Source organism: Pseudomonas sp. SWRI154 (assembly GCF_014268645.1).
Lineage (GTDB): Bacteria > Pseudomonadota > Gammaproteobacteria > Pseudomonadales > Pseudomonadaceae > Aquipseudomonas > Aquipseudomonas marvdashtae.
Genome location: NZ_JABWQW010000009.1, coordinates 138,562 through 162,378, shown reverse-complemented (window position 1 = coordinate 162,378; position 23,817 = coordinate 138,562). Strand labels below are relative to the sequence as shown.

General features: G+C 60.1%; 22 protein-coding genes. 8 read left to right on the top strand and 14 right to left on the bottom strand.

The annotated features are described in order from the left end of the window. Positions 1–36: 36 nt before the first annotated feature. The gene (locus HU806_RS10890) at positions 37–417 is read right to left on the bottom strand and encodes a COG4315 family predicted lipoprotein (protein WP_186611379.1); all 381 of its coding nucleotides are present in this window, start codon (positions 415–417) and stop codon (positions 37–39) included. Between the two features lie 152 nt (positions 418–569). Here HU806_RS10890 and phoB point away from each other — a divergent pair, with 152 nt between their 5' ends. The 3 genes from phoB (at position 570) to HU806_RS10875 (ending at position 4,090) form a co-directional block, all read left to right on the top strand. Further along, the gene (phoB, locus tag HU806_RS10885) at positions 570–1,259 is read left to right on the top strand and encodes a phosphate regulon transcriptional regulator PhoB (protein ID WP_003177195.1); all 690 of its coding nucleotides are present in this window, start codon (positions 570–572) and stop codon (positions 1,257–1,259) included. Positions 1,260–1,340: 81 nt separating this feature from the next. Continuing rightward, positions 1,341–2,627: a phosphate regulon sensor histidine kinase PhoR gene (gene phoR, locus HU806_RS10880; RefSeq protein ID WP_189672443.1), complete on the top strand. Its 1,287-nt coding sequence runs from the start codon at positions 1,341–1,343 to the stop codon at positions 2,625–2,627. A gap of 122 nt (positions 2,628–2,749) precedes the next feature. Then, positions 2,750–4,090, top strand: a complete 1,341-nt coding sequence (locus tag HU806_RS10875) for a hemolysin family protein (RefSeq protein WP_186611377.1) — start codon at positions 2,750–2,752, stop codon at positions 4,088–4,090. A gap of 166 nt (positions 4,091–4,256) precedes the next feature. On the opposite strand, the gene HU806_RS10870 is transcribed toward HU806_RS10875, so the two are convergent. The 7 genes from HU806_RS10870 to HU806_RS10840 form a co-directional block, all read right to left on the bottom strand. Then, positions 4,257–5,153, bottom strand: coding sequence for a M23 family metallopeptidase (locus HU806_RS10870; RefSeq protein ID WP_186611376.1), 897 nt, complete (start codon positions 5,151–5,153; stop codon positions 4,257–4,259). Between the two features lie 148 nt (positions 5,154–5,301). Next, positions 5,302–6,255: a response regulator gene (locus HU806_RS10865; RefSeq protein ID WP_186611375.1), complete on the bottom strand. Its 954-nt coding sequence runs from the start codon at positions 6,253–6,255 to the stop codon at positions 5,302–5,304. Positions 6,256–6,421: 166 nt separating this feature from the next. Then, complete coding sequence (gene phoU, locus HU806_RS10860) at positions 6,422–7,183, bottom strand: phosphate signaling complex protein PhoU (RefSeq protein WP_030139132.1); 762 nt, start codon at positions 7,181–7,183, stop codon at positions 6,422–6,424. A gap of 114 nt (positions 7,184–7,297) precedes the next feature. After that, a complete protein-coding gene (gene pstB, locus HU806_RS10855) occupies positions 7,298–8,131 on the bottom strand; it encodes a phosphate ABC transporter ATP-binding protein PstB (protein ID WP_186611374.1) in 834 nt (277 codons plus the stop codon). A gap of 94 nt (positions 8,132–8,225) precedes the next feature. Further along, entirely contained in the window at positions 8,226–9,896 is a 1,671-nt protein-coding gene (gene pstA / locus HU806_RS10850) for a phosphate ABC transporter permease PstA (protein ID WP_186611373.1), read from the bottom strand. 15 nt (positions 9,897–9,911) lie between these two features. After that, positions 9,912–12,197 carry an ABC transporter permease subunit gene (locus HU806_RS10845; RefSeq protein ID WP_186611372.1) on the bottom strand — a complete coding sequence of 762 codons (2,286 nt, stop codon included), beginning with the start codon at positions 12,195–12,197 and terminating at the stop codon, positions 9,912–9,914. A gap of 156 nt (positions 12,198–12,353) precedes the next feature. Then, positions 12,354–13,352 (bottom strand): phosphate ABC transporter substrate-binding protein PstS family protein, encoded by a 999-nt coding sequence (locus HU806_RS10840; protein ID WP_186611371.1) that lies wholly within the window; start codon positions 13,350–13,352, stop codon positions 12,354–12,356. Positions 13,353–13,583: 231 nt separating this feature from the next. Between HU806_RS10840 and HU806_RS10835 the strand changes: the two genes are divergently transcribed. Then, the gene (locus tag HU806_RS10835; RefSeq protein WP_186611370.1) at positions 13,584–14,642 is read left to right on the top strand and encodes a helix-turn-helix domain-containing protein; all 1,059 of its coding nucleotides are present in this window, start codon (positions 13,584–13,586) and stop codon (positions 14,640–14,642) included. Then, a complete protein-coding gene (locus tag HU806_RS10830; protein ID WP_186611369.1) occupies positions 14,639–15,130 on the top strand; it encodes a PIN domain-containing protein in 492 nt (163 codons plus the stop codon). Before HU806_RS10835 ends, HU806_RS10830 begins: the two co-directional genes overlap by 4 nt. 12 nt (positions 15,131–15,142) lie before the next feature. Here the strand turns inward: HU806_RS10830 and HU806_RS10825 are convergent, their stop codons facing one another. Next, complete coding sequence (locus HU806_RS10825; protein ID WP_186611368.1) at positions 15,143–16,441, bottom strand: MFS transporter; 1,299 nt, start codon at positions 16,439–16,441, stop codon at positions 15,143–15,145. A 373-nt stretch (positions 16,442–16,814) separates the two neighbouring features. On the opposite strand from HU806_RS10825, the gene HU806_RS10820 reads away from it, so the two are divergent. Continuing rightward, positions 16,815–17,219, top strand: coding sequence for an acyl-CoA thioesterase (locus tag HU806_RS10820; protein WP_030139126.1), 405 nt, complete (start codon positions 16,815–16,817; stop codon positions 17,217–17,219). A gap of 57 nt (positions 17,220–17,276) precedes the next feature. Further along, on the top strand, positions 17,277–18,176 hold the full coding sequence (locus tag HU806_RS10815) for a D-hexose-6-phosphate mutarotase (protein ID WP_186611367.1): 900 nt from the start codon (positions 17,277–17,279) through the stop codon (positions 18,174–18,176). 59 nt (positions 18,177–18,235) lie between these two features. On the opposite strand, the gene HU806_RS10810 is transcribed toward HU806_RS10815, so the two are convergent. From HU806_RS10810 to HU806_RS10790, 5 genes are all read right to left on the bottom strand, one after another. Further along, on the bottom strand, positions 18,236–18,772 hold the full coding sequence (locus HU806_RS10810; protein ID WP_186611366.1) for a DUF3299 domain-containing protein: 537 nt from the start codon (positions 18,770–18,772) through the stop codon (positions 18,236–18,238). A gap of 88 nt (positions 18,773–18,860) precedes the next feature. Further along, entirely contained in the window at positions 18,861–19,106 is a 246-nt protein-coding gene (locus HU806_RS10805; protein WP_186611365.1) for a GlsB/YeaQ/YmgE family stress response membrane protein, read from the bottom strand. 101 nt (positions 19,107–19,207) lie between these two features. Beyond that, entirely contained in the window at positions 19,208–20,293 is a 1,086-nt protein-coding gene (locus HU806_RS10800) for a 5-(carboxyamino)imidazole ribonucleotide synthase (protein ID WP_186611364.1), read from the bottom strand. Between the two features lie 12 nt (positions 20,294–20,305). Further along, on the bottom strand, positions 20,306–20,797 hold the full coding sequence (purE, locus tag HU806_RS10795) for a 5-(carboxyamino)imidazole ribonucleotide mutase (protein ID WP_003187060.1): 492 nt from the start codon (positions 20,795–20,797) through the stop codon (positions 20,306–20,308). Between the two features lie 235 nt (positions 20,798–21,032). After that, positions 21,033–21,950 (bottom strand): LysR substrate-binding domain-containing protein, encoded by a 918-nt coding sequence (locus HU806_RS10790; RefSeq protein WP_186611363.1) that lies wholly within the window; start codon positions 21,948–21,950, stop codon positions 21,033–21,035. A 181-nt stretch (positions 21,951–22,131) separates the two neighbouring features. Here HU806_RS10790 and aspA point away from each other — a divergent pair, with 181 nt between their 5' ends. Next, a complete protein-coding gene (gene aspA / locus HU806_RS10785) occupies positions 22,132–23,556 on the top strand; it encodes an aspartate ammonia-lyase (protein WP_186611362.1) in 1,425 nt (474 codons plus the stop codon). The last annotated feature ends 261 nt before the right edge of the window (positions 23,557–23,817 follow it).

Below are 23,817 nucleotides of genomic sequence, written 5' to 3'. Positions count from 1 at the left end.
CAAGCTCCCTCGCCACGAAGAGCGGTTTGGTGCTGGTCAGTCAGGCTTGGCGATCTTCCAGACGCCACCCTTGCCGTCACCGGTCTTGTCGCCGGCCTTCTTGTCGCCGACGAAGGTGTACAGCGGATCGCCGTCATAGGCCCACTGCGACGCCCCGTCGTCGCGGGTGATCACGGTCCATTCGCCTGACGGAGTGGCGGTGCTTTCGGCCTTGAGCGGTGGCCAATTCTCGGCGCATTTGTCGTTGCACATTGATTTGCTGTCGTCGTCCTTGTCATAGGTGTACAGGGTCATGCCCTTGTGATCGACCAACACGCCATCCTTGACCATCGCCGGATCAGCCGCGAACGCCATCGCCGGCAGCGCCAGCGCAGCCACCAGCCCCAGCACCTTGATGGATTGGGTGTAATGATTCATGGAAACCTTCCTTTGCAGTTGTCAGGATTCGGACCCAAAAGCCTAGCCCAGGATCGCTTCTGCTGCCGTCCAGGGAAATAACTGTCACACGACTGCAATAATTCCGTTATCTAATGCGGCGCAAGACAGTTAAATGACAAGAGGATTACCCCATGGTTGGCAGGAGCATTCTGATCGTCGACGACGAGGCGCCCATCCGCGAGATGATTGCCGTTGCGTTGGAGATGGCCGGCTATGACTGCATGGAAGCAGAAAACTCTCAACAGGCCCACGCCATCATCGTCGACCGCAAGCCCGACCTGATCTTGCTGGACTGGATGCTTCCCGGCACGTCTGGCATCGAGCTGGCGCGGCGCCTCAAGCGTGATGAGCTGACCGGCGATATCCCGATCATCATGCTCACCGCCAAGGGTGAAGAGGACAACAAGATCCAGGGTCTTGAAGTCGGCGCCGATGATTACATCACCAAGCCGTTTTCCCCGCGTGAGCTGGTGGCGCGCCTCAAGGCCGTGCTGCGGCGTGCCGGTCCGACCGATGGCGAAGCACCGATCGAAGTCGGTGGCTTGCTGCTCGACCCGATCAGCCACCGCGTGACCATCGACGGCAAGCCCGCCGAGATGGGGCCGACCGAATACCGCCTGCTGCAATTCTTCATGACCCACCAAGAGCGCGCCTACACCCGCGGCCAGCTGCTGGACCAGGTCTGGGGCGGCAATGTGTATGTCGAGGAGCGCACCGTGGACGTACACATCCGACGGCTGCGCAAAGCCCTCGGCGATGCCTACGAAAATCTGGTACAAACCGTGCGCGGCACCGGTTATCGTTTTTCGACAAAGGCCTGATCCGAGCCCTTACCGCCCGACAAGCTGACAAGGACGCGCGTTCACGTGAATCAAAACTGGCATGGCACCCTGATCCGCCACATGTTGTTGCTGGTGACCGGTTGCCTGTTGATCGGCCTGATCACAGGCTATTACGGCTGGAGCCTGGCCGTGGGACTGGCGCTTTACCTGGCCTGGACCCTCAAGCAGTTGCTGCGCCTGCACGAGTGGCTGCGCCTGCACCAGCCCGACGAGGCCCCGCCCGACGGCTACGGCCTGTGGGGCGAAGTGTTCGACAGCATCTATCACCTGCAACGGCGCGACCAACGCGTGCGCGGGCGCCTGCAAGCGGTAATCGACCGCGTCCAGGAATCTACAGCCGCGCTGAAAGACGCGGTGATCATGCTCGACAGCGACGGCAACCTGGAATGGTGGAACCGCGCCGCCGAAACCCTGCTGGGCCTCAAGACACCACAGGACAGCGGCCAGCCGGTGACCAACCTGGTGCGTCATCCACGCTTCAAGGAATATTTCGAACAGGACAACTACGCCGAGCCGTTGGAGATTCCCTCACCGACCAACGATCGCCTGCGCATCCAGCTGTATATCACCCGCTACGGCAACAACGAGCATTTGATGCTGGTGCGGGACGTGACGCGCATTCATCAGTTGGAACAGATGCGTAAGGACTTTATTGCCAACGTGTCCCATGAGCTGCGCACGCCGTTGACGGTGATCTGCGGCTACCTGGAAACCCTGCTCGATAACGTCGAGGAGGTGAACCCACGCTGGAGCCGCGCATTGCAACAAATGCAGCAGCAAGGCGGGCGCATGCAGACCTTGCTCAACGACTTGCTGCTGCTGGCGAAGCTGGAAGCCACCGATTACCCGTCGGACAACCAGCCCGTGGCCACCGACGAGTTGCTGCAGATCATTGTGGAGGACGCCCAAGAGCTGTCCGGCCCCAAGCAGCAGGCAATCACCCTGGAAGCCGACCCGACCGTGCAGCTCAAGGGCAGCGAGGCGGAATTGCGCAGCGCTTTTTCCAATCTCGTGTTCAACGCAGTCAAATACACGCCGGAACAGGGGCGAATCCAGGTCCGCTGGTGGGGCGATGAACAAGGCGCGCACCTGAGCGTGCGCGACTCAGGCATCGGCATCGACAGCAAGCACCTGCCGCGCCTGACCGAGCGTTTCTACCGGGTCGACTCCAGCCGCAACTCCAACACCGGGGGCACCGGGCTGGGGCTGGCGATCGTCAAACACGTCTTGCTGCGTCATCGCGCACGCATGGAAATCAGCAGCGTGCCGGGCCATGGCAGCACGTTTACCTGCCACTTCGCCCCGGCGCAGGTGGTTCGCGGACGCCTCCCCAGCCGCGACGAGTGACACCGGCCAGCGCTCCCCACTAGGCAATCGCCGGGTCAGCCGCTACATTGGCTGACTTGTGCCTGCCTTTTCAGGCACTGATTTTCACTCTCACGAACATACGGAACCTGCAAAACTCCATCATGGACCCTTCCCCTGGCTTGTCCCTCGCTACACTCTTCGCCGAATTCGGCATGATTCTTTTTGCTCTGATCCTGGTCCTGCTCAACGGATTTTTCGTTGCGGCTGAATTCGCCATGGTCAAGCTGCGCTCGACCCGGGTCGAGGCCATCGCTGAGCAGAACGGCTGGCGCGGGCACATCCTGCGCACCGTCCATAGCCAGCTCGATGCCTACCTGTCAGCCTGCCAACTGGGTATCACCCTGGCTTCGCTGGGCCTGGGCTGGGTCGGCGAACCGGCGTTCGCGCACATTCTCGAGCCGTTGTTGGGCGCGGTCGGCGTCCAGTCGCCGGAAGTGATCAAGGGCGTGTCGTTCTTTACCGCTTTCTTCATCATTTCCTATCTGCACATCGTGGTCGGTGAGCTGGCCCCAAAATCCTGGGCGATCCGCAAACCGGAGCTGCTGTCGCTGTGGACGGCTGTGCCGCTGTACCTGTTCTACTGGGCCATGTACCCGGCGATCTACCTGCTCAATGCCAGCGCTAACGCGATCCTGCGCATCGCCGGCCAAGGCGAGCCTGGCCCGCATCATGAACACCATTACAGCCGCGAAGAACTGAAGCTGATCCTGCACTCCAGCCGTGGCCAGGACCCGAGCGACCAAGGCATGCGCGTGCTCGCCTCCGCCGTGGAAATGGGCGAACTGGAAGTCGTGGACTGGGCCAACTCCCGGGAAGACCTGGTGACGCTGGAATTCAACGCGCCGCTCAAGGAAATCCTGGCGATGTTCCGTCGCCATAAGTTCAGCCGTTATCCGGTGTACGACAGCGAGCGCCAGGAGTTTGTCGGCCTGCTGCACATCAAGGACCTGCTGCTGGAACTGGCGGCCCTGGATCACATTCCAGAGTCGTTCAACCTGGCCGAGCTGACCCGGCCGCTGGAACGCGTGTCGCGGCACATGCCGCTGTCACAATTGCTGGAGCAGTTCCGCAAGGGCGGCTCGCATTTCGCCGTGGTCGAGGAAGCCGACGGCAACATCATCGGCTACCTGACCATGGAAGACGTACTGGAAGTGCTGGTAGGCGATATCCAGGACGAACACCGCAAGGCCGAGCGCGGCATCCTCGCCTATCAACCGGGCAAACTGCTGGTACGCGGCGACACGCCGCTGTTCAAGGTCGAACGCCTGCTGGGAATCGACCTGGACCACATCGAGGCGGAAACCCTGGCAGGGCTGGTCTATGAAACACTGAAACGGGTGCCAGAAGAGGAAGAAGTGTTGGAGGTCGAAGGCCTGCGGATCATCATCAAGAAGATGAAAGGGCCGAAGATCATTTTGGCGAAGGTGTTGATGCTTGATTGACCGTCAACCGGCCCTCAAGTTAAAGACATAACCCACCGTGGCGAGGGAGCTTGCTCCCGCTCGGCCGGTCCGACGCTTCGGGCGAAGCAGTCGTCGCTTTTGGGGCCGCTCCGCGACCCAGCGGGAGCAAGCTCCCTCGCCACGAAAAGCCCATCCAGCGTGAGTGCTACTGCTTGCCCACCGCAAAGTTGGGCAAGTCGCCCACCGGTTGGTTGAATTGGTAGGGAATCGACACCAGTCCCAGCCCGGTGTTGCGCTGCACCACGAAGTGCAGGTGCGGGCCGGAGCTGTTGCCGGTGTTGCCCGATAACGCCAATGGCGTGCCAACCGACACCCGTTGCCCTTCTCGTACACCCACCGAGCCCTTTTGCAAGTGCAGGTAGACGCCCATGGTCCCGTCATCGTGCAACACGCGTACGAAGTTGCCGGACGGGTCGGTGCCGCGCCCGGTCTGCTCGTTCTCGGTCTTGATCACCACGCCGCCCCGCGCCGCGATGATCGGCGTGCCCTCGGGCATGGCGATGTCCATGGCGTAGCGGTTCTTCGGACCGTAGTGACTGTATTGGCCGTTCGCGCCCTGGCTCAGCCGAAACGGCCCGCCACGCCACGGCAACGGATAACGATACGCCTGCGCCGTGCCTGCCGGGTCGCCCAGGGAGTATTCGAACCTCGGGGTATACACCAGCGGCCTGCCGGGCCGAGTGGCCGTCAGCAACGCCAGGCGCAGGTTGCTGCGTGCCGGCAGCACCCGGCGAATCGGCCGGCTCGGCGCTCCACTGACGTTGCGCAGACCGGCAAAGCTCAGCTCGATTTCAACCGGGGCGTATAAATCGTTGCGCACGAACACCGCGTCCGCGCCGTTCTGCTTCTTGATGTCGAGAAACACCTGGCGCTCCAGGCGCTCGACCATGCGATCACGAAACACGAACACCTGGGAGCCTTTGCTGGGGCGGTCGCTGTAGGAGACCACGCCATTGGCGTCGGTGGATTTGTAAATGGTCATGGCCAGGGCCGGGGTGGCGGCCAGGACTAGACCACAGGCGAACAGCAACGGCACGAGCATGGGCAAGAATTCTGTCGAAATGAAGGCCTGCAAAGCAGACTAGCAGCTGGGATGGACCAGCGTAGTCGACAGATGTTTCAAATCGGATCAGCGATCGGTGTTGCTGGTCATTCCCACGCTTTGCGTGGGAATGACCTGCGTTGCCGGATCAGGCGCCCGGAACGAAGTGCTTCTGCGCCGTGCCGCGGGCGATCAGGCGGGAGATGTAGTCGAGTTTCTGCGGGTCTTTGTCGACGAAGCGGAAGGTCAGTTGCAGCCACTCGCTGTCGGGGGTTTGTTCGTGAGCGACGATGGCGTGCAGGTAACCGTTCAAGCGAGCGGTTTCGGCGTTGTCGCCCTGCTCCATGTCCAGCACGGCGCTTTCAAGTACCTGTGGCAGGGTGTCGGTGCGTTTGACCACCAACAGCGCTTCCTTGAGGCTCAGGGCCTTGATCACGCATTGCTGGGTGCCGCTGGACAGGCGCAACTGGCCTTGGCCGCGATTGCCAGCCGGCGCCGACGCGGCCGGTGCCTTCACCGGCGGGCTGTTGAGCAAACCACGGGGCGGGGCGGCAGCGGCTGCCGGAGCCGGGGCGGCGGCTGGCTTGGCAAAAGGATTCACTGCAGGCGCCGAAGCAACAGCCGCAACCGGAGGCTTACCACCCGTCAGGGCACTGAGGGAATCATTGCCGAAGGCCGAGTTCATCTTGGTCGGGGCGCTGTTCATCAAGGTCTCGAGCTTGCCGGCCTTGTGCATCGCCTGTTTGACCTTGGTGAGAAGTTGCTCGTTGGTGAAGGGCTTGCTGACATAGCCGGAAACACCGGCCTGGATCGCCTGGACCACGTTTTCCTTGTCGCCACGGCTGGTCACCATGACGAACGGCATGCCCTTGAGGTTGTCTTGCTGGCGGCACCAGGTCAACAGTTCGAGGCCGGACATCTCCGGCATTTCCCAGTCGCACAGCACCAAGTCAAACGCTTCACGGGCCAGCAGGGCCTGGGCTTTCTTGCCATTCACCGCATCTTCGATGCGGATGCCTGGGAAGTAGTTGCGCAGGCACTTCTTCACCAAGTCCCGAATGAACGAAGCATCGTCCACGACCAACACACTGACCTTACTCATCCAGATACACCTCTAAAAAATCCCGGCAAGCATACCGCTTTACTGATGGCGCATTGCCAAAAACCTTCAGTCACGCCGGGACTTTTCGTTCGCGGGGTGCTGCTTTCGATTAAAAAAACCGCAAAAAAAAGCCCGACCAAAAGGCCGGGCGCTTTTCTTGGCAATCTTACTTATCGTCAGTTTCACCGGGAACATTAGCGGTTTCGGACGGGGTGCCTTCAACTTCTTCCTTCATCCGCTTGAGCCCCATATGCCGTACGTCGGTGCCGCGCACGAGGTAGATGACCAGTTCCGAGATGTTGCGCGCATGATCGCCGATACGCTCCAGGGAACGCAGCACCCAGATGATGCTCAGTACCCGGGAGATAGAACGCGGGTCTTCCATCATGTAGGTCGCCAGCTCGCGCAAGGCGGTCTTGTACTCGCGATCGATGATCTTGTCGTACTGGGCCACCGACAGCGCCAGGTCGGCGTCGAAACGGGCGAAGGCGTCCAGCGCATCGCGGACCATGTTGCGCACTTGGTCACCGATGTGGCGGACTTCGACGTAGCCGCGTGGCGCCTCGCCTTCTTCGCACAACTGGATGGCCCGACGGGCAATCTTGGTGGCTTCGTCGCCGATCCGCTCCAGGTCGATCACCGACTTGGAAATGCTGATGATCAGGCGCAGGTCGGACGCAGCCGGTTGGCGACGGGCCAGGATGCGCAGGCACTCTTCGTCGATGTTGCGTTCCATCTGGTTGATCTGGTCGTCGATCTCGCGCACTTGCTGGGCCAGGCCGGAATCGGCCTCGATCAGCGCGGTCACCGCGTCGTTGACCTGTTTTTCCACCAGCCCGCCCATGGCCAGCAGGTGGCTGCGCACCTCTTCCAGCTCGGCGTTGAACTGCGCGGAAATGTGATGAGTGAGACCTTCCTTCGAAATCATGGTTTTGCTCCGCAAAAGCTGTGAGCTGCAAGCTTCAAGCTGCAAGCTGATATGTGTCGTGACTCGGATCGCTTTTTACTTGCCGCTTGCAGCTTGACGCTTGCGGCTATACGGCTAGCCGTAGCGACCGGTAATGTAATCCTCGGTCTGCTTCATGGCCGGATTGGTGAACAGGGTATCGGTGTCGCCGAATTCCACCAGTTTGCCCATGTACATGAACGCGGTGTAGTCGGATACCCGAGCCGCCTGTTGCATGTTGTGGGTCACGATGACGATGGTGAACTTGGACTTGAGCTCATAGATCAGCTCTTCGACCTTCAGCGTCGAGATCGGATCGAGGGCCGAGCACGGTTCGTCGAGCAACAGCACTTCCGGTTCCACGGCGATGGTACGGGCAATCACCAGACGTTGTTGCTGGCCGCCGGACAGGCCCAGGGCCGACTCATGCAGGCGGTCCTTGACCTCATCCCACAACGCCGCGCCCTTGAGCGCCCATTCCACGGCTTCATCGAGCACGCGTTTTTTGTTGATGCCCTGGATGCGCAGGCCGTAGACCACGTTCTCATAGATGGTCTTCGGGAACGGGTTGGGCTTCTGGAACACCATGCCCACGCGGCGACGCAGCTCGGCAACGTCCTCGCCCTTGCGGTAGATGTTGTTGCCGTAGAGGTTGATTTCACCTTCGACGCGGCAACCGTCCACCAGGTCATTCATGCGGTTGAAGGTCCGCAGCAACGTCGACTTGCCGCAGCCCGACGGGCCGATGAACGCGGTAACGCGCTGTTTCGGTATGTTCAGGCTGACGTCATACAGTGCCTGCTTCTGGCCGTAGAACAGGTTCAAGCCGGGCACTTCGATGGCGACGGTTTCCTGAGCCAGGTTCAGGCTCTGCTTGTCGCGGCCCAGGGCCGACATGTTGATGCCGTGTGTATGTGCTTCGTGTTGCATGATCTCACTCCGTTCGTAGCTGCAAGCTTCTAGCTGCAAGCTGCAAGTTTTGAGCAAAAACGGCTTGTAGCTTGCCGCTTGTGGCTAAGGCTTTTTAGCTATCCAACGCTTTGTATTTTTCGCGCAGGTGGTTACGGATCCACACCGCTGACAGGTTCAACGTGGCGATCACCAGCACCAGCAGCAGCGCCGTGGCGTACACCAGTGGCCGGGCCGCTTCGACGTTCGGGCTCTGGAAGCCGACGTCATAGATATGGAAGCCCAGGTGCATGATTTTCTGGTCGAGGTGCAAATACGGGTAGTTGCCGTCCAGCGGCAGCGACGGGGCCAATTTCACTACGCCCACCAGCATCAACGGAGCCACTTCGCCGGCGGCGCGGGCCACGGCGAGGATCATGCCGGTCATCATCGCCGGGCTCGCCATCGGCAGGACGATCTTCCACAAGGTCTCGGCCTTGGTCGCGCCAAGAGCCAGGGAACCCTCGCGAACGGTCCGCGGGATTCGCGCCAGGCCTTCCTCGGTGGCGACGATTACCACCGGCACCGCCAGCAGCGCCAGGGTCAGGGACGCCCAGAGCAACCCCGGGGTGCCGAAGGTCGGCGCGGGCAAAGCTTCAGGGAAGAACAGCCGGTCAACCGAGCCACCCAGCACGTAGACAAAGAAGCCCAGGCCGAACACACCGTAGACGATGGCTGGAACACCCGCGAGGTTGTTCACCGCGATGCGGATCAAGCGGGTCATCGTGCCTTGACGGGCATATTCGCGCAGGTAGACCGCCGCCAGCACGCCGAACGGCGTGACAATCATCGCCATGATCAGGGTCATCATCACGGTGCCGAAAATCGCCGGGAAGATGCCACCTTCGGTGTTGGCTTCACGCGGGTCGTCGCTGAGGAATTCCCAGACCTTGCTGAAGTAGAAACCCATCTTGGTGAACGTGCCCATGCCGTTTGGCTGGTAGGCGTGCACCACTTTGCCGATCTCGATCTCCACTTCCTTGCCGTTGGCATCGCGGGCCGTCAGGCTGTCGCGGTTGAACTGCGCATGCAGGTCAGAGAGGCGCGCTTCGATGTCCTTGTAGCGGGCGTTGAGTTCGGCGCGTTCGCTTTCCAGGTCGGCCTGGGCGGCGGCGTCGAGCTTGCCGTCCAGTTCCAGCTTGCGACCGTGCAGGCGGATGCGCTCGAGGCCGGCGTTGATCGCACCGATGTCGACTTTTTCCAAGGTCTTGAGCTCGTCGGCCAGGTCGTTGACGCGCTGAATACGAGCTTGCAACTGCGGCCAGGCGGACTCGCCCTCGGCGATGACTTTGCCTTGCTCCTTGACGTTGACGAGGTAACCGTAAAAGTTGCCCCACTCACGTCGCTCAAGGGCCATCAGTTCCGGCGGGGTCGTCTGGTTGGTCAGCCAATCGCCAACGATCCAAGTGAAATCAGTGCCGTTGAGGTCCCGGTTACCGACCTTGACCAATTCGCGGGTCATGAATTCCGGACCTTCGTCCGGCACCGGCAGGCCGGCGCTTTTCAGGCGTTCGCGAGGCACTTCTTCTTTCTGTACTACTTCGCCAACCACCAGGTGCGCCGGCATGCCCGGTACGTTGTAGCTGGCGTGGATCAGGTCGGCCGGCCAGAAGTGGCCGAGGCCGCGCACGGCAATCACCGCCAACAGGCCAATGGTCATGATGACCGCGATGGACACCGCGCCCCCGCTGATCCAGACGCCCGGGGCGCCGCTCTTGAACCATCCTTTCAGGGAGTTCTGTTTCACAGACTTCTACCTTTCTTAAAGCGACGAATATTTCTTGCGCAGACGCTGACGGATCAGCTCGGCGAGGGTGTTCATGACGAAGGTGAACAACAGCAGTACCAGGGCCGACAGGAACAGCACGCGGTAATGGCTGCCGCCGACTTCCGACTCGGGCATCTCCACCGCCACGTTGGCCGCCAGGGTGCGCAGGCCTTCGAACAGGTTCATTTCCATGACCGGCGTGTTGCCGGTGGCCATCAGCACGATCATCGTCTCGCCCACCGCACGGCCCATGCCGATCATCAATGCCGAGAAGACACCCGGGCTGGCGGTGAGAATGACCACGCGGGTCATGGTCTGCCACGGTGTCGCACCGAGGGCCAGCGAGCCCAGGGTCAAGCCACGCGGCACGCTGAACACAGCGTCTTCGGCGATGGAGTAAATGTTCGGAATGACCGCGAAGCCCATCGCCAGGCCAACCACCAAGGCGTTGCGCTGGTCGTAGGTAATGCCCAGGTCATGGGAGATCCACATGCGCATGTCGCCGCCAAAGAACCAGGTTTCCATGTACGGGCTCATGTACAGCGAGAGCCAGCCGACGAAGAGGATCACCGGGATCAACAAGGCGCTTTCCCAGCCGTCCGGCACTCGCAGGCGAATGGATTCCGGCAGGCGGCTGAAAGCAAAACCGGCGACCAGGATGCCGATCGGCAGCAACATCAGCAGGCTGAAGATGCCCGGAAGATGCCCTTCGACGTACGGCGCCAGGAACAGGCCGGCGAAGAAACCGAGGATCACCGTCGGCATCGCTTCCATCAGCTCGATCACCGGCTTGACCTTGCGGCGCATGCCCGGAGCCATGAAATAGGCGGTGTAGATCGCTGCGGCAACCGCCAGCGGCGCCGCCAGCAGCATCGCGTAGAACGCCGCTTTCAGTGTGCCGAAGGTCAGCGGCGAAAGGCTCAGCTTGGGTTCGAAGTCGGTGTTGGCGGCGGTCGATTGCCAGACGTACTTGGGTTCGTCGTAGTTTTCGTACCAGACCTTGCTCCACAACGCGCTCCACGAAACTTCCGGGTGCGGGTTCTCAAGCGACAACGGTTGCAGCTTGCCGCCCTGCTCCACGATCAACCGGTTTGCACGCGGCGACATACCAAACAGGCCTTCGCCATCGACCACCTGGTCCACCAGCAAGGTGCGGTGGGCGGTGCTGTGGAACACGCCAAGCTTGCCGGCGGCGTCGAGGGCGACGAAGCCTTTGCGACGCTCTTCGGCGCTGATTTCAACGATCGGCGCAGAGCCCATCTGGAAGGTACGAATCTGTTTGAAACGCAGCTCGCCATCCGGATCGCGAGCCATGAACCACTGGGCCAAGCCACCTTTGGAGTCCCCAAAGATCAGCGAGATACCGCCCACCAGCTGAGCAGCGGCGGTGATCTGGGCTTCGGCGTTTTCCAGCAGTTTGTAGCGACCGTTGAGGCTCTTGTCCCGCAGGCTGAACACGTCGGCCTGGGCGCGACCGTTGATTACATACAGCCACTGCTGGCGCGGGTCGACGAAAATGTTCTTCACCGGCTCGGTCATCTGCGGCAGGTCGATACGCGTCTGCTCGCTGGTGATTTCACCGGTCATCATGTTTTCTTCGCTGGTGAGCGAAAGCACATAGAGTTGCGCGCCGCTGGAGCCAGCCAGCAGCAACGTCGAATCGGTGGCGTTGAGGCTGACATGTTCCAGGGCCGCGCCTTGCTCGTTCAACGCGATCGGCGCTTCACCGTAAGGGTATTCGATGGCGGGCGAAATGGTTTTCTTGCCGTCGGGATAGCTGACTTTATAAGTGTGGCGCACCACCAGGGCCTGGCCATTGGAAAGTCCGATCGCTACCAACGGGCTGCCGGGCTGGTCTTCGCCGATGGAGGTCACGCTGGCGCCGGCCGGAATCGGCAGGTCGACGCGGCGCAGTTCGGCACCGTTGTCGAGCTCGAAAAACAGCGCCTGGCCCTTGTCGGAAATCCGCATGGCCACTTGGTTCTGTTCTTCGATGGCGATCATCAAGGGTTTGCCGGCGTCTTGCATCCAGGCAGGCGTGATCGAGTCCTTGGCCGTGAGGTCCGCACCTTGGAACAGCGGGAGCACCACATAGGCCAGGAAGAAGAAAATCAGGGTAATTGCCGCTAGGACGGCGAGGCCGCCGACCAGCACGTACCAGCGAGTCAGGCGATCCTTGAGCGCGCGGATGCGGCGCTTGCGTTGCAGCTCAGGCGTATTGAAGTCAATGCGCTTGGGAGGGGAAGTCGTAGTCATTGTGGAGTTGGCCAGATCATTCATGCGCACACCCTAGCGATCCTGTATGACAGAAAGATGACAGTGAAGTGACGCAACAAATCCGCCGCCAACGGGACGCTGGCAGCGGACAGGAAAATTAGGCCGTGGGAGCGGTCTTCTCTCCCACAGCAAGCCCGGGCGTTGGCCCGGGCTCAGGTGTTACTGCTTGGCAACGTTGCCGCCTGCTTGCAGACCGAGGTCAGCCAGTGCCTTGGCGGCGACTTTGGCTGGAACCGGGATGTAGCCATCCTTGACCACGACTTCCTGACCTTGCTTGGACAGGATCAGCTTGACGAACTCGGCTTCCAGCGGGGCCAGAGGCTTGTTCGGTGCCTTGTTGACGTAAACGTAGAGGAAACGCGACAGCGGGTATTTGCCGTTCAGGGCGTTTTCTTCAGTGTCTTCGATGAACTCGCCGCCTTCTTTCTTGGCCAGGGCAACGGTTTTCACGCTGGCGGTCTTGTAGCCAATGCCCGAGTAGCCGATGCCGTTAAGCGAGCTGCTGATCGACTGCACAACCGAAGCCGAACCTGGTTGTTCGTTGACGTTTGGCTTGTAGTCGCCTTTGCACAGGGCTTCTTCCTTGAAGTAGCCGTAGGTGCCGGACACCGAGTTACGGCCGAACAGCTGGACTGGCTTGTTGGCAAGGTCGCCGGTCACGCCCAGGTCGCCCCAGGTCTTGACGTCAGCCTTGGCGCCGCAAAGGCGAGTCGAGGAGAAAATGGCATCGACTTGAGCCATGGTCAGGTGCTTGATCGGGTTGTCCTTGTGGACGAATACGGCCAGGGCGTCCACGGCCACCGGGATAGCGGTTGGCTTGTAGCCGTACTTGGTTTCGAAGGCTTGCAGTTCGTTGTCCTTCATCTTGCGGCTCATCGGGCCCAGGTTGGCGGTGCCTTCGGTGAGTGCGGGCGGCGCGGTGGAGGAACCGGCGGCCTGAATCTGGATGTTTACGTTCGGGTATTCTTTCTTGTAGTTCTCAGCCCACAAGGTCATCAGGTTGGCCAGGGTATCGGAGCCGACGCTGGACAAGTTGCCCGACACACCAGTGGTCTTGGTGTAGCTCGGGATCGCAGGGTCAACAGCAGCAACCGCGTTGGCAGTCGCAACGCCAGCAGCGACAACAGTCATTGCCGCCATCAAACGCTTCAGTTTCATGCCTTACTCCTAGCAGATAGGGTGTGTTAAGTCGGCCAAGTATCGGTAAGCCGTGTGAACACTCTATTGCTGAAATATGACAATTGGATGAAAGGCCAGTATTGAGATTGCCGGAGGGTTCTTGATGCCTTTGACTTTTTTCCCAGAACAACAGACCGATAGAAAAACCCTAAGCCTCAAGGTTGACAAATTAAGAAAAAAACATAACCTTGTCAACCACGAGAGGCACTCATGATCAACGAACGAATTCGCCGCGCCCGCGTCTTGAGGGGTATGTCGCTTGAAGCCTTGGCGCTTGAGCTAGGTGACATCACTAAGCAAGCACTCAGCAAATATGAGAAGGGGTTGGCTACCCCCGGCTCGGCTCGCCTGTTGAAAATCGCGAAAATATTGCAGATCAGTCCTGAATACTTCTTCCGGGCGGATTTGGTCCCGCTTGCTCCGCTGGAATTTCGCAAACTGGCGAAAATGCCCAAATACCGCCAGATACAGATTGAAGAACAGATGCGTGAACATCTTGAGCGCTACATCGCTTTGGAAGATTGCTTCGATCCGGCCACTATCCAAACACCTGCCACTCCACCACAAATGCTGACAGTTTCCTGCATAGACGAAGCAGAAGGGGCGGCTGAGGAATTGCGAAATTTCTGGGGGATTGGCAGCGACCCCATCTCCAACCTGACCGAGCAAATGGAAGAGCACAGCATCAAGGTCGTGATGCTGAATGGGCCAGGCGATTTCGACGGTGCCTGCGCTGCTAGCATTGATGGCCGCCATGTCTTAATCGCGCTGAACGCTGAACGTCCCGGTGAGCGAATACGTTTCACCGCCGCCCATGAGCTTGGCCATTGGGTTATGCGATTGCCAGAAGACATGTCCGAGCGGGACAAGGAAAATTGCTGCCACCGTTTCGCTGGGGCATTCCTATATCCAGCAAAAGGCGTCATCAACGATTTTGGTAGCCATCCTCGTTCCCGCGTCCATCCTCGTGAGCTTCTCATTGCCAAGCGTGACTATGGAATTTCTATGCAGGCAGCGCTACGCCGTCTTAAAGATCTTCATCTTTTGAGCGAAGGCGGCTACAAGTCTCTGACCATTCAGTTCAGTGCAAATGGATGGCGTAAAAACGAACCCGAGCCTATGCCATGCAAACCGCCGCAACGCTTCGAATCGTTAGTGTTTTGGGGGCTGGCCGAAGGGCTTATGACCAAATCCCGGGCAGCCGAATTGTTACAAAAACCAGTGAGTGTGCTTGACCCCAATTTTCTGGGCTCACTGGAGAGTGCATGAGTCTGGTCTACATCAGCGATACGAATATCTGGATCGATTTCAGAAATGCCGGGTTGCTGGAGCACATGTTCAAGTTGCCATTCACACTTTGCTGCACAGACTTCGTGCTACAAGAGCTTGAGGACTTTTCTCATGACGAGTTACTTGCCTTTGGGTTGATTGTCGAGTCCTTCGATGGTCCTGGGGTGGCTCGACTTTTCAATCTCAAGATCGAGCACAACAATAGCTCGCTGGCAGACGTATCTTGCTACCTACTCGCGCAAGATACGGGTAGACCACTTCTGACAGGAGATGGCAAGCTCAGGCGCCAAGCACAACGAGATGATCTTCAAGTATATGGAGCGCTGTGGCTGTTGGACTCAATGGTCATGACCGGGGTGATCTCTCCAGTGCTTGCTGCCAACGCACTGGAAAATATGCTAGGACACGGAGCGCGCCTCCCCGCTGCCGAATGCGACGCAAGGCTTTCGGCCTGGCGAAAGCCTTGAACTCAATCGACCTTAGCGACCCTTCTTCCAAAGATACCCACCGATCACCATCCCGATCCCGCAGATGATCGCCACGTAATACGCCGGCCCCATCGGGCTTTCTTTCAACAGCAGGGTCACGATCATCGGCGTCAACCCGCCGAAAATCGCGTAGGCCAGGTTGTAGGAGAACGACAGGCCGCTGAAGCGCACCACGGCCGGGAACGCGTTGACCATGACGTACGGCACCGCGCCGATAGTGCCCACCAGCAAGCCACTCAAGGCGTACAGCGGGAACAGCCACTCGGGATGGGTAAACAGGCTGTGGTAAAAGGTCCAGAACGTGATCAACAACAAACCGCTGCCGAAAACGAATACCCGGCCAGCGCCAAAGCGGTCGGCCAGTACACCGGCACCAATGCAACCCAGGCTCAGGAATACGATCGCCAGGCTGTTGGCCTGCAATGCCGTCGTCGGGCTGAAGTGATACACGGTCTGCAGCACCGTCGGCGTCATCAGGATGACGACGATGACACCGGCTGACAGCAGCCAGGTCAGCAGCATCGAGATGGCGATTGCGCCGCGATGGTCGCGCAGCACGGCTCGCAGCGGTACTTCTTCGGCCAGGGCCTTGCGCAGTTGCAGCTCGGCGAACACCGGGGTTTCGTGCAGCCAGCGACGCAGATACACCGAGAACAAGCCGAACACGCCGCCCAGCAGGAACGGGATCCGCCAGGCATAATCCGCTACTTCCACCGGCGTATAAATGCTGTTGATGGCGGTAGCGACTAACGAACCCAACAGAATCCCCGCCGTCAGGCCGCAGGTCAGGGTGCCGCAGGCGTAGCCGATGTGGCGCGCCGGGACGTGTTCGGAAACGAAGACCCAGGCCCCCGGTACTTCGCCGCCAATCGCAGCGCCCTGAATCACCCGCATCAGCAACAAGAGGATCGGCGCCCACATGCCGATCTGCGCATATGTCGGCAGCAAGCCCATGATCAAGGTCGGCACCGCCATCATGAAAATACTCAGGGTGAACATTTTCTTGCGACCCAGCAGGTCACCGAAGTGGGCCATGACGATCCCGCCCAGCGGCCGGGCCAGATAACCGGCGGCAAAGATGCCAAACGTTTGCATCAGGCGCAGCCATTCGGGCATCTCGGCGGGAAAGAACAGCTTGCCGACCACAGTGGCGAAGAACACGAAAATGATGAAATCGTAAAACTCCAGCGCACCGCCCAAGGCAGAAAGCGACAAGGTCTTGTAGTCATTACGGGTCAGCGGACGGGCGGGTTGTGCGGACGTCGCCGTGCTCGAAGGCGCAGTGGTCATGGCAAGGGCTTCTCTTATAGTCGGTTCTGCGGCCCCGACAACGCGCAATGGGAGCCTGGGCAGGTCCGGCACGATAGCAAATTGTTCGAAAAAGCACATAGAGGTGCGTAATAGACAGTCGAAATCAGAACCCAGTGGTCGTCTCGACGTCTATCGCCCGATATACTCGCAACCTTGCGACACTCTGTAAGGGGTTGCTGTGCGAAAACGTCGTTGGTGATGTAGTCAAATCAGCCGGTTTCGCAGAGTTTCCCTTTGGCACGCCTTTACGAAAAACGTGACGAACGTGGCATGTTCGGGCTGAATCGTTTTTTTCAAAGACGGCTATTCACCTGAAAGACAAGACAGAGTTACGGGTCAGAGGCCCCCCGGCATGATAGAGCTCGAACAAGAAGATCCAATTCCGCAAGGCGACCTGGCCCTGCAAATCACCGCGCTTCCTCGCGACACCAACGGCTTTGGCGATATTTTTGGCGGCTGGCTGGTGTCCCAGATGGACCTCGCCGGCACCGCGATGGCCAGCAAGGTGGCCGGCGGACGCGTGGCGACGGTGGCTATCGATCGCATGGCATTCCTGGTGCCGGTGGCCGTCGGCGCGCAGTTGTCGTTCTATACCCAGGCCCTGGAAATCGGTCGCAGCTCGATCCAGATGATGGTTGAAGTCTGGAGCGATGACCCGCTGTCCAGTGAATGGCGCAAGGTCACCGAAGCGGTGTTTGTATTTGTCGCCATCGATGGCAGTGGTCGCACCCGCTCGGTTCCGCCACGCGCCCGTTAAACACGGCGACCGTTTTGCGGTCCATTGCAGTTCATGTTCCTGAACGAGATTTGCAAGATGCCTACGCCTAACGTCGAAGCCGTCAAACTGGATGAACTGAACGGTTGGCGCATCCGCCACGGTCAGGCCGAGTTGCTGGTGGCCCAGCAAGGCGCGCATGTCCTCAGCTATCAAGTGGACGGCCAGCCGCCGCTGATCTGGCTCAACGACCAGGCCACGTTCAAGACCGGTAAGAGCATCCGCGCCGGCGTGCCGGTGTGCTGGCCATGGTTCGGCAACCTGACACGCAACCCCGACAGCGTCCAGGCGATGCGCGTCAACAACGAACCGGCCACGGCCCACGGCTTGGTGCGAGCGATGGATTGGGAACTCAAGGGCATCGAGGCCGAGGGCGAAAGCCTGAAGATCGAATTCGTCTTGCCCTACCCCGAGAACGGCCTGTCCGGATGGCCCCATCACGTCGACCTGACGTTGACCATAGTGATGGACGAGCAACTGCACATCCGTCTCACCAGCCACAACCGTGGTAGCGAAACCGTCAGCCTCAGCCAGGCGCTGCACAGTTATTTCGCTGTCAGCGATGTGCGCAATGTGCATGTCGACGGTGTGGATGGCTTGAGCTACATCGAGACCCTGGACGATTGGAAGATCCACACCCAGGCCGGCGACCTGCATTTTGCCGGCGAAACCGACCGGATCTATCTCGATACTCCGCCGACGCTGAGCATCGTTGACCCGCACTGGCAGCGACGCATCGAACTGACCAGCAGCGGCTCACGCTCGGCGGTGATCTGGAACCCCTGGACCGAAAGGGCCAAGGCCTTCAGCGACATGGCCGACGATGGCTGGCAGCGCATGCTGTGCATCGAGACCGCAAACGTGATGGACGATGTAGTGACACTGTTGCCGGATGCCAGCCATACCCTTGGCGTAAGCATCCGCAGCAAGCAGTTCTAAACAAGGCCAATTCATGTAGGAGCGAGCCTACTCGCTCCTACAGTGAGCGTATTACAGACCTACAGATCCGCCTCCTGCACCACCCTCACCTTTTGCGCCTCCATCGCATAGGCCGCGCTCGCCAAGTCGTTATCGACTTTTTCGATTTTCAGCGTGCCGGTCACCCAAAGCGGTGTGTAGATATCGTCCAGCTTGACACCCTTGGGATAGCGCACCAGCACCAATTGATTGGGCGGCGGTGGCGGGACGTGGATGCAGGCACCTGGATAAGGCACGAGGAAAAACAACGTGCTCCGGCCCTTGGCGTCAGTTTCCAAAGGAACCGGATAACCGCCCAGGCGGATGTGCTTGTCGTTCATCGACGCCACGGTCTTGGTCGAATACATCACCGCCGGCAAGCCTTTGCTCTGCTTCAGGCCGCCCTTTTCGGTGAAGATGCCGCTGGCTTCGGGGGAGTTGTGGTCGATCTCAGGCATGGCCTCGAGGGCTTTCTGGTCGGACTTTGGCATCAGTTCGAGCCAGTCGGTTTCCGGCAGCTCGGCGGCATGGGCCAGGCCACTGCCCAGCAGAAGAAGGGTCAACACTAAACGGCGCATGAAAGGGCTCGGCAATGAGTGAGGAATGAAACGCCGGGCAGTTTAGCCCTCTCCGTGTGCCGCGCAGAGAGGGCTTCATCAGGTTTGATCAGTTTCTTTTGATCAAGCCGTAGATCACCAGCAGCACGATCGCACCCACCAGGGCGCCGATGAAGCCTGCGCCTTCCCCGGCCTGATAGATGCCCAGGGCCTGGCCGCCGTAAGTGGCTGCCAACGAACCGCCGATACCGAGCAGGATGGTCATGATCCAGCCCATGCTGTCATCGCCCGGTTTGAGGAAGCGCGCCAGCAGGCCGACGATCAAGCCGATTAAGATGGTTCCGATGATTCCCATGGCATTTCCCTCTGGTTGAATTGCTATGCCAAAGCCTAGTCAGACTTTGGCACCTTGCCATGAGAGAAGCCGGCCGACGAATGGTTCAACGAATGTTCGGATTATTGCTCGGCGATCAGGGTCTCGACCTTGATGATCTGCTGGGCCAGCGTGGCCCTGTCGGCGCAACGCAGGTTGGCGTGACCGACCTTGCGGCCCACTTTGAACGCCTTGCCATAGTGATGCAGATGGCAGTCGGCAATCGCCAGGACTTTTTCGGTATCCGGCACTTTGCCGATGAAGTTCAGCATTGCGCTTTCACCGACCTTGGCCGTCGACCCCAGTGGCAGCCCGGCCACCGCCCGCAGGTGGTTTTCGAACTGGCTGCACTCGGCGCCCTCAGTGGTCCAATGTCCGGAGTTATGCACGCGCGGGGCGATTTCGTTGGCCTTGAGGCCACCGTCCACTTCGAAGAACTCGAACGCCATGACGCCAACATAGTCGAGCTGCTTGAGCACTCGGCTGGAGTAATCTTCGGCCAAGGCTTGCAGCGGATGGTCGGTGCTGGCGACAGACAGCTTGAGAATTCCGTCCTTGTGGGTGTTGTGCACCAGCGGGTAGAAGCGCAGTTCACCGTCACGGGCACGCACGGCAATCAGCGAGACTTCACCGGTGAAGGGTACGAAGCCTTCCAGCAGGCAGCCGACGCTGCCCAGCTCGGCAAAGGTGCCGGCAACGTCTTCGGGGTTGCGCAAGACTTTCTGGCCCTTGCCGTCGTAACCGAGAGTACGGGTCTTGAGCACGGCCGGCAGGCCAATGGACGCGACCGCGGCGTCCAGGTCAGCCTGGGACTGAATGTCAGCGAAAGCCGGTGTCGGAATGCCCAAGTCTTTGAACATGTTCTTTTCGAACCAGCGATCGCGGGCGATGCGCAGGGCTTCGGCGCTCGGGTAGACCGGGACGAACTGGGACAGGAAGGCAACGGTCTCGGCCGGGACACTTTCGAACTCGAAGGTCACCAGGTCGACTTCATCAGCCAATTGGCGCAGGTGATCCTGATCGCCATAGTCGGCCCGAAGGTGTTCGCCCAGCGCGGCGGCACAGGCGTCCGGCGCCGGATCCAGGAAAGCGAAGTTCATTCCCAGCGGCGTACCCGCCAGGGCCAACATGCGACCCAACTGGCCGCCACCGATTACACCGATCTTCATTCGTCAACAACCTCAGGCAATGCGTGGGTCCGGATTGTCCAGGACGCTGTCTGTCTGCTCAGCGCGGAATTTTTTCAGCACGGTATGAAACTGCGGATGCTTGGCCCCCAGGATACTCGCCGACAACAGCGCCGCGTTGATCGCGCCGGCCTTGCCGATGGCCAGGGTGGCAACCGGGATGCCAGCCGGCATCTGCACGATCGACAGCAGCGAATCGACACCCGAGAGCATCGACGACTGCACCGGCACGCCCAACACCGGCAGGTGCGTCTTGGCCGCACACATGCCTGGCAGATGGGCCGCGCCACCGGCTCCGGCGATGATCACCTCGATGCCACGGGACTCGGCCTCTTCGGCGTACTGGAACAGCAGGTCCGGGGTGCGGTGGGCGGACACCACTTTCACCTCGTAAGGGATGCCGAGCTTTTCCAGCATATCGGCGGTGTGGCTAAGGGTGGACCAATCGGACTTGGAGCCCATGATCACGCCAACCAGTGCACTCATCGTCGTGCCTCTTCTCTCTGGGCGCCCGCAGGCGCGTCAAAAAACAACAAGCCACGCGGGAAAACCAGCGTGGCTTGTTGTACGAATTATGGCCGATCTGGACCGGCCAAAGGCCGCGCAGTATACCGCAATGAAGCAGATAAACAGCCCCTGCCGCGACCATCTGTCATTTGCGGTTAAACGGCGGTTTTATTGACCCTGAGGTCAATGGAGAACCCTTGTGGGAGTGCTTGATTCAAGAGCCGGTCCCGCCTTGCGCAACCCCGCCCTCGAGCTTGCGCCACAACAACCGTACATTGGCCTTGCGCACCAGAGCGCAGCGGTACAGGCGGATCTCGAGCGGCACATGCCATTGTGGTCCGCCGCAGATCACCAATTCCCCACGCTCCAGCTCGGCGCGTACGCTGAGCCGCGGCACCCAGGCGATGCCCAGCCCTTCCAGGGCCATGCTTTTCAAACTGTCGGCCATGGCCGTCTCATAGACCGTGGTGAAGCGCAACGCGCGCTGGCGCAACAACTGATTCACCGAACGTCCCAGGAATGCCCCGGCGCTGTAGGCCAGCAAGGGCACGCTGGCCTCGCCCTCCAAGTCAAATAAGGGCTTGCGGTCAGCGTCGGCCGCACAGACTGGGAGCATTTCGGTCTGGCCCAGGTGCAAGGATGGAAAGATCTCCGGGTCCATTTGCATCGCCGAATCCGGGTCGTAGAAAGCCAGCATCAGGTCACAACCGCCCTCGCGCAACGCATGCACGGCATCGCCGACGTTGGTCGCCACGAGCCGCGTGGCGATGTTCATGCCTTCGTTGCGCAATTGCGCGATCCAGCGCGGAAAGAAACCCAGCGCCAGGGAATGGGCCGCCGCCACTTGGATGACCTCACCCTGCCCGCCTTCCAGATGATGCAGATGCCGCAACACTTCGCCCAATTGCTCGACCACGGTCCGCGCCGTCACCAGGAACAGCTGTCCCGCCGCAGTCAGTTCGATCGGCGTACGGGAGCGGTTGACCAGCGTCAGCCCCAGCGCCGCCTCCAGGCTGCGGATCCGCCGACTGAAAGCCGGTTGCGTGACAAAGCGCCGCTCGGCCGCCTGGGAAAAACTGCGAGTCGCGGCCAAGGCACTGAAGTCCTCAAGCCATTTGCTTTCAAGATTCATCTTCGTCCTCCGAAGGACGCACCAAAACAGGTCACACGTTCGCCGAGTCGTCGACGTCACACGCGCATTATGCCGAATACGCATAGGCCAGTGTTTAACAGCATTGGCCCAAATTTTTCTGAAAGCCTAGGATTCACAGCGTTCCGGCACAGACCGGGTCCTTATTGAGATGATTTCCATCATGTCCTCCGCTGCATCATTCCGCACAGAAAAAGACCTGCTTGGCGTACTCGAAGTACCGGCGCAAGCGTATTACGGCATCCAGACCCTGCGAGCTATCAACAACTTTCGTCTCTCCGGTGTCCCGATCTCGCATTACCCCAAGCTGGTGGTCGGTCTGGCAATGGTCAAGCAAGCCGCCGCTGACGCCAACCGTGAGCTGGGCCAACTCAGCGAAGCCAAGCACGCCGCGATCAGCGAAGCCTGCGCACGGTTGATCCGCGGCGATTTCCACGAAGAATTCGTGGTGGACATGATCCAGGGCGGCGCTGGCACGTCGACAAACATGAATGCCAACGAAGTCATCGCCAATATCGCGCTGGAGGCCATGGGTCACCAGAAAGGCGAGTACCAGTACCTGCATCCCAACAACGACGTGAACATGGCGCAGTCCACCAACGACGCCTACCCGACCGCGATCCGCCTGGGTCTGCTGCTGGGTCATGACGCGCTGCTGGCCAGTCTCGACAGCCTGATCCAGGCGTTCGCCGCCAAGGGCCAGGAATTCAGCCACGTCCTGAAAATGGGCCGCACCCAATTGCAAGACGCCGTGCCAATGACCCTCGGCCAGGAATTCCGCGCCTTCGCCACCACCCTGGGCGAAGACCTGGCACGCCTGAAAACCCTGGCGCCTGAACTGCTCACCGAAGTAAACCTGGGCGGCACCGCCATCGGCACAGGCATCAACGCCGACCCACGCTACCAGGCGCTGGCCGTCCAACGCCTGGCAACCATCAGTGGCCAGCCGCTGGTCCCGGCCGCCGACCTGATCGAAGCCACCTCTGACATGGGCGCCTTCGTGCTGTTCTCCGGCATGCTCAAGCGCACCGCGGTGAAACTGTCGAAGATCTGCAACGATCTGCGCCTGTTGTCCAGCGGCCCACGCACCGGCATCAACGAAATCAACCTGCCGGCCCGCCAGCCAGGCAGTTCGATCATGCCTGGCAAGGTCAACCCGGTGATCCCCGAAGCGGTCAACCAGGTCGCGTTCCAGATCATCGGCAACGACCTCGCGCTGACCATGGCGGCCGAAGGCGGCCAACTGCAACTGAACGTGATGGAACCGCTGATCGCTTTCAAGATCTTCGACTCGATCCGCCTGCTGCAACGGGCCATGGACATGCTGCGCGAGCACTGCATCGTCGGTATTACCGCCAACGAAGCGCGTTGCCGTGAACTGGTCGAGCACTCGATCGGCCTGGTCACCGCCCTGAACCCGTACATCGGCTATGAAAATGCCACTCGCATCGCCCGTGTTGCCCTGGAAAGCGGCCGTGGCGTGCTGGAACTGGTGCGCGAAGAAGGTTTGCTCGACGACGCCATGCTCGACGACATCCTGCGCCCGGAAAATATGATTGCTCCGCGTCTGGTCCCGCTGAAGGCTTGATCGACGCGACCACTGCTCACCAGGTCGAGGGACTAGACACCTCTCACCTTTTGAGGGCTTGGGGACTCGTTCTCCAAGCCCTTTTTTTTAACAAATGACTGCAAGCAAGACAGAACCTGTAGGACCGAGCCGGCTCGTGATAAACGACGACACGCTGCCGTTGTAACCCGCGTCGCCCGCCATCGCGAGCTGGCTCGTTCCCGCAAGAACCTGACCGATAGGCCAGGAGCTACAAAGGTCCGTTTCGTCGCACGCACCACA

Bases quoted from the DNA above. Each gene is read 5' to 3' on its own strand.
- HU806_RS10890 (WP_186611379.1), bottom strand. From the start codon at position 417: ATGAATCATTACACCCAATCCATCAAGGTGCTGGGGCTGGTGGCTGCG.
- phoB (WP_003177195.1), top strand. From the start codon at position 570: ATGGTTGGCAGGAGCATTCTGATCGTCGACGACGAGGCGCCCATCCGC.
- phoR (WP_189672443.1), top strand. From the start codon at position 1,341: ATGTTGTTGCTGGTGACCGGTTGCCTGTTGATCGGCCTGATCACAGGC.
- HU806_RS10875 (WP_186611377.1), top strand. From the start codon at position 2,750: ATGGACCCTTCCCCTGGCTTGTCCCTCGCTACACTCTTCGCCGAATTC.
- HU806_RS10870 (WP_186611376.1), bottom strand. From the start codon at position 5,153: ATGCTCGTGCCGTTGCTGTTCGCCTGTGGTCTAGTCCTGGCCGCCACC.
- HU806_RS10865 (WP_186611375.1), bottom strand. From the start codon at position 6,255: ATGAGTAAGGTCAGTGTGTTGGTCGTGGACGATGCTTCGTTCATTCGG.
- phoU (WP_030139132.1), bottom strand. From the start codon at position 7,183: ATGATTTCGAAGGAAGGTCTCACTCATCACATTTCCGCGCAGTTCAAC.
- pstB (WP_186611374.1), bottom strand. From the start codon at position 8,131: ATGCAACACGAAGCACATACACACGGCATCAACATGTCGGCCCTGGGC.
- HU806_RS10845 (WP_186611372.1), bottom strand. From the start codon at position 12,197: ATGAATGATCTGGCCAACTCCACAATGACTACGACTTCCCCTCCCAAG.
- HU806_RS10840 (WP_186611371.1), bottom strand. From the start codon at position 13,352: ATGAAACTGAAGCGTTTGATGGCGGCAATGACTGTTGTCGCTGCTGGC.
- HU806_RS10835 (WP_186611370.1), top strand. From the start codon at position 13,584: ATGATCAACGAACGAATTCGCCGCGCCCGCGTCTTGAGGGGTATGTCG.
- HU806_RS10830 (WP_186611369.1), top strand. From the start codon at position 14,639: ATGAGTCTGGTCTACATCAGCGATACGAATATCTGGATCGATTTCAGA.
- HU806_RS10825 (WP_186611368.1), bottom strand. From the start codon at position 16,441: ATGACCACTGCGCCTTCGAGCACGGCGACGTCCGCACAACCCGCCCGT.
- HU806_RS10820 (WP_030139126.1), top strand. From the start codon at position 16,815: ATGATAGAGCTCGAACAAGAAGATCCAATTCCGCAAGGCGACCTGGCC.
- HU806_RS10815 (WP_186611367.1), top strand. From the start codon at position 17,277: ATGCCTACGCCTAACGTCGAAGCCGTCAAACTGGATGAACTGAACGGT.
- HU806_RS10810 (WP_186611366.1), bottom strand. From the start codon at position 18,772: ATGCGCCGTTTAGTGTTGACCCTTCTTCTGCTGGGCAGTGGCCTGGCC.
- HU806_RS10805 (WP_186611365.1), bottom strand. From the start codon at position 19,106: ATGGGAATCATCGGAACCATCTTAATCGGCTTGATCGTCGGCCTGCTG.
- HU806_RS10800 (WP_186611364.1), bottom strand. From the start codon at position 20,293: ATGAAGATCGGTGTAATCGGTGGCGGCCAGTTGGGTCGCATGTTGGCC.
- purE (WP_003187060.1), bottom strand. From the start codon at position 20,797: ATGAGTGCACTGGTTGGCGTGATCATGGGCTCCAAGTCCGATTGGTCC.
- HU806_RS10790 (WP_186611363.1), bottom strand. From the start codon at position 21,950: ATGAATCTTGAAAGCAAATGGCTTGAGGACTTCAGTGCCTTGGCCGCG.
- aspA (WP_186611362.1), top strand. From the start codon at position 22,132: ATGTCCTCCGCTGCATCATTCCGCACAGAAAAAGACCTGCTTGGCGTA.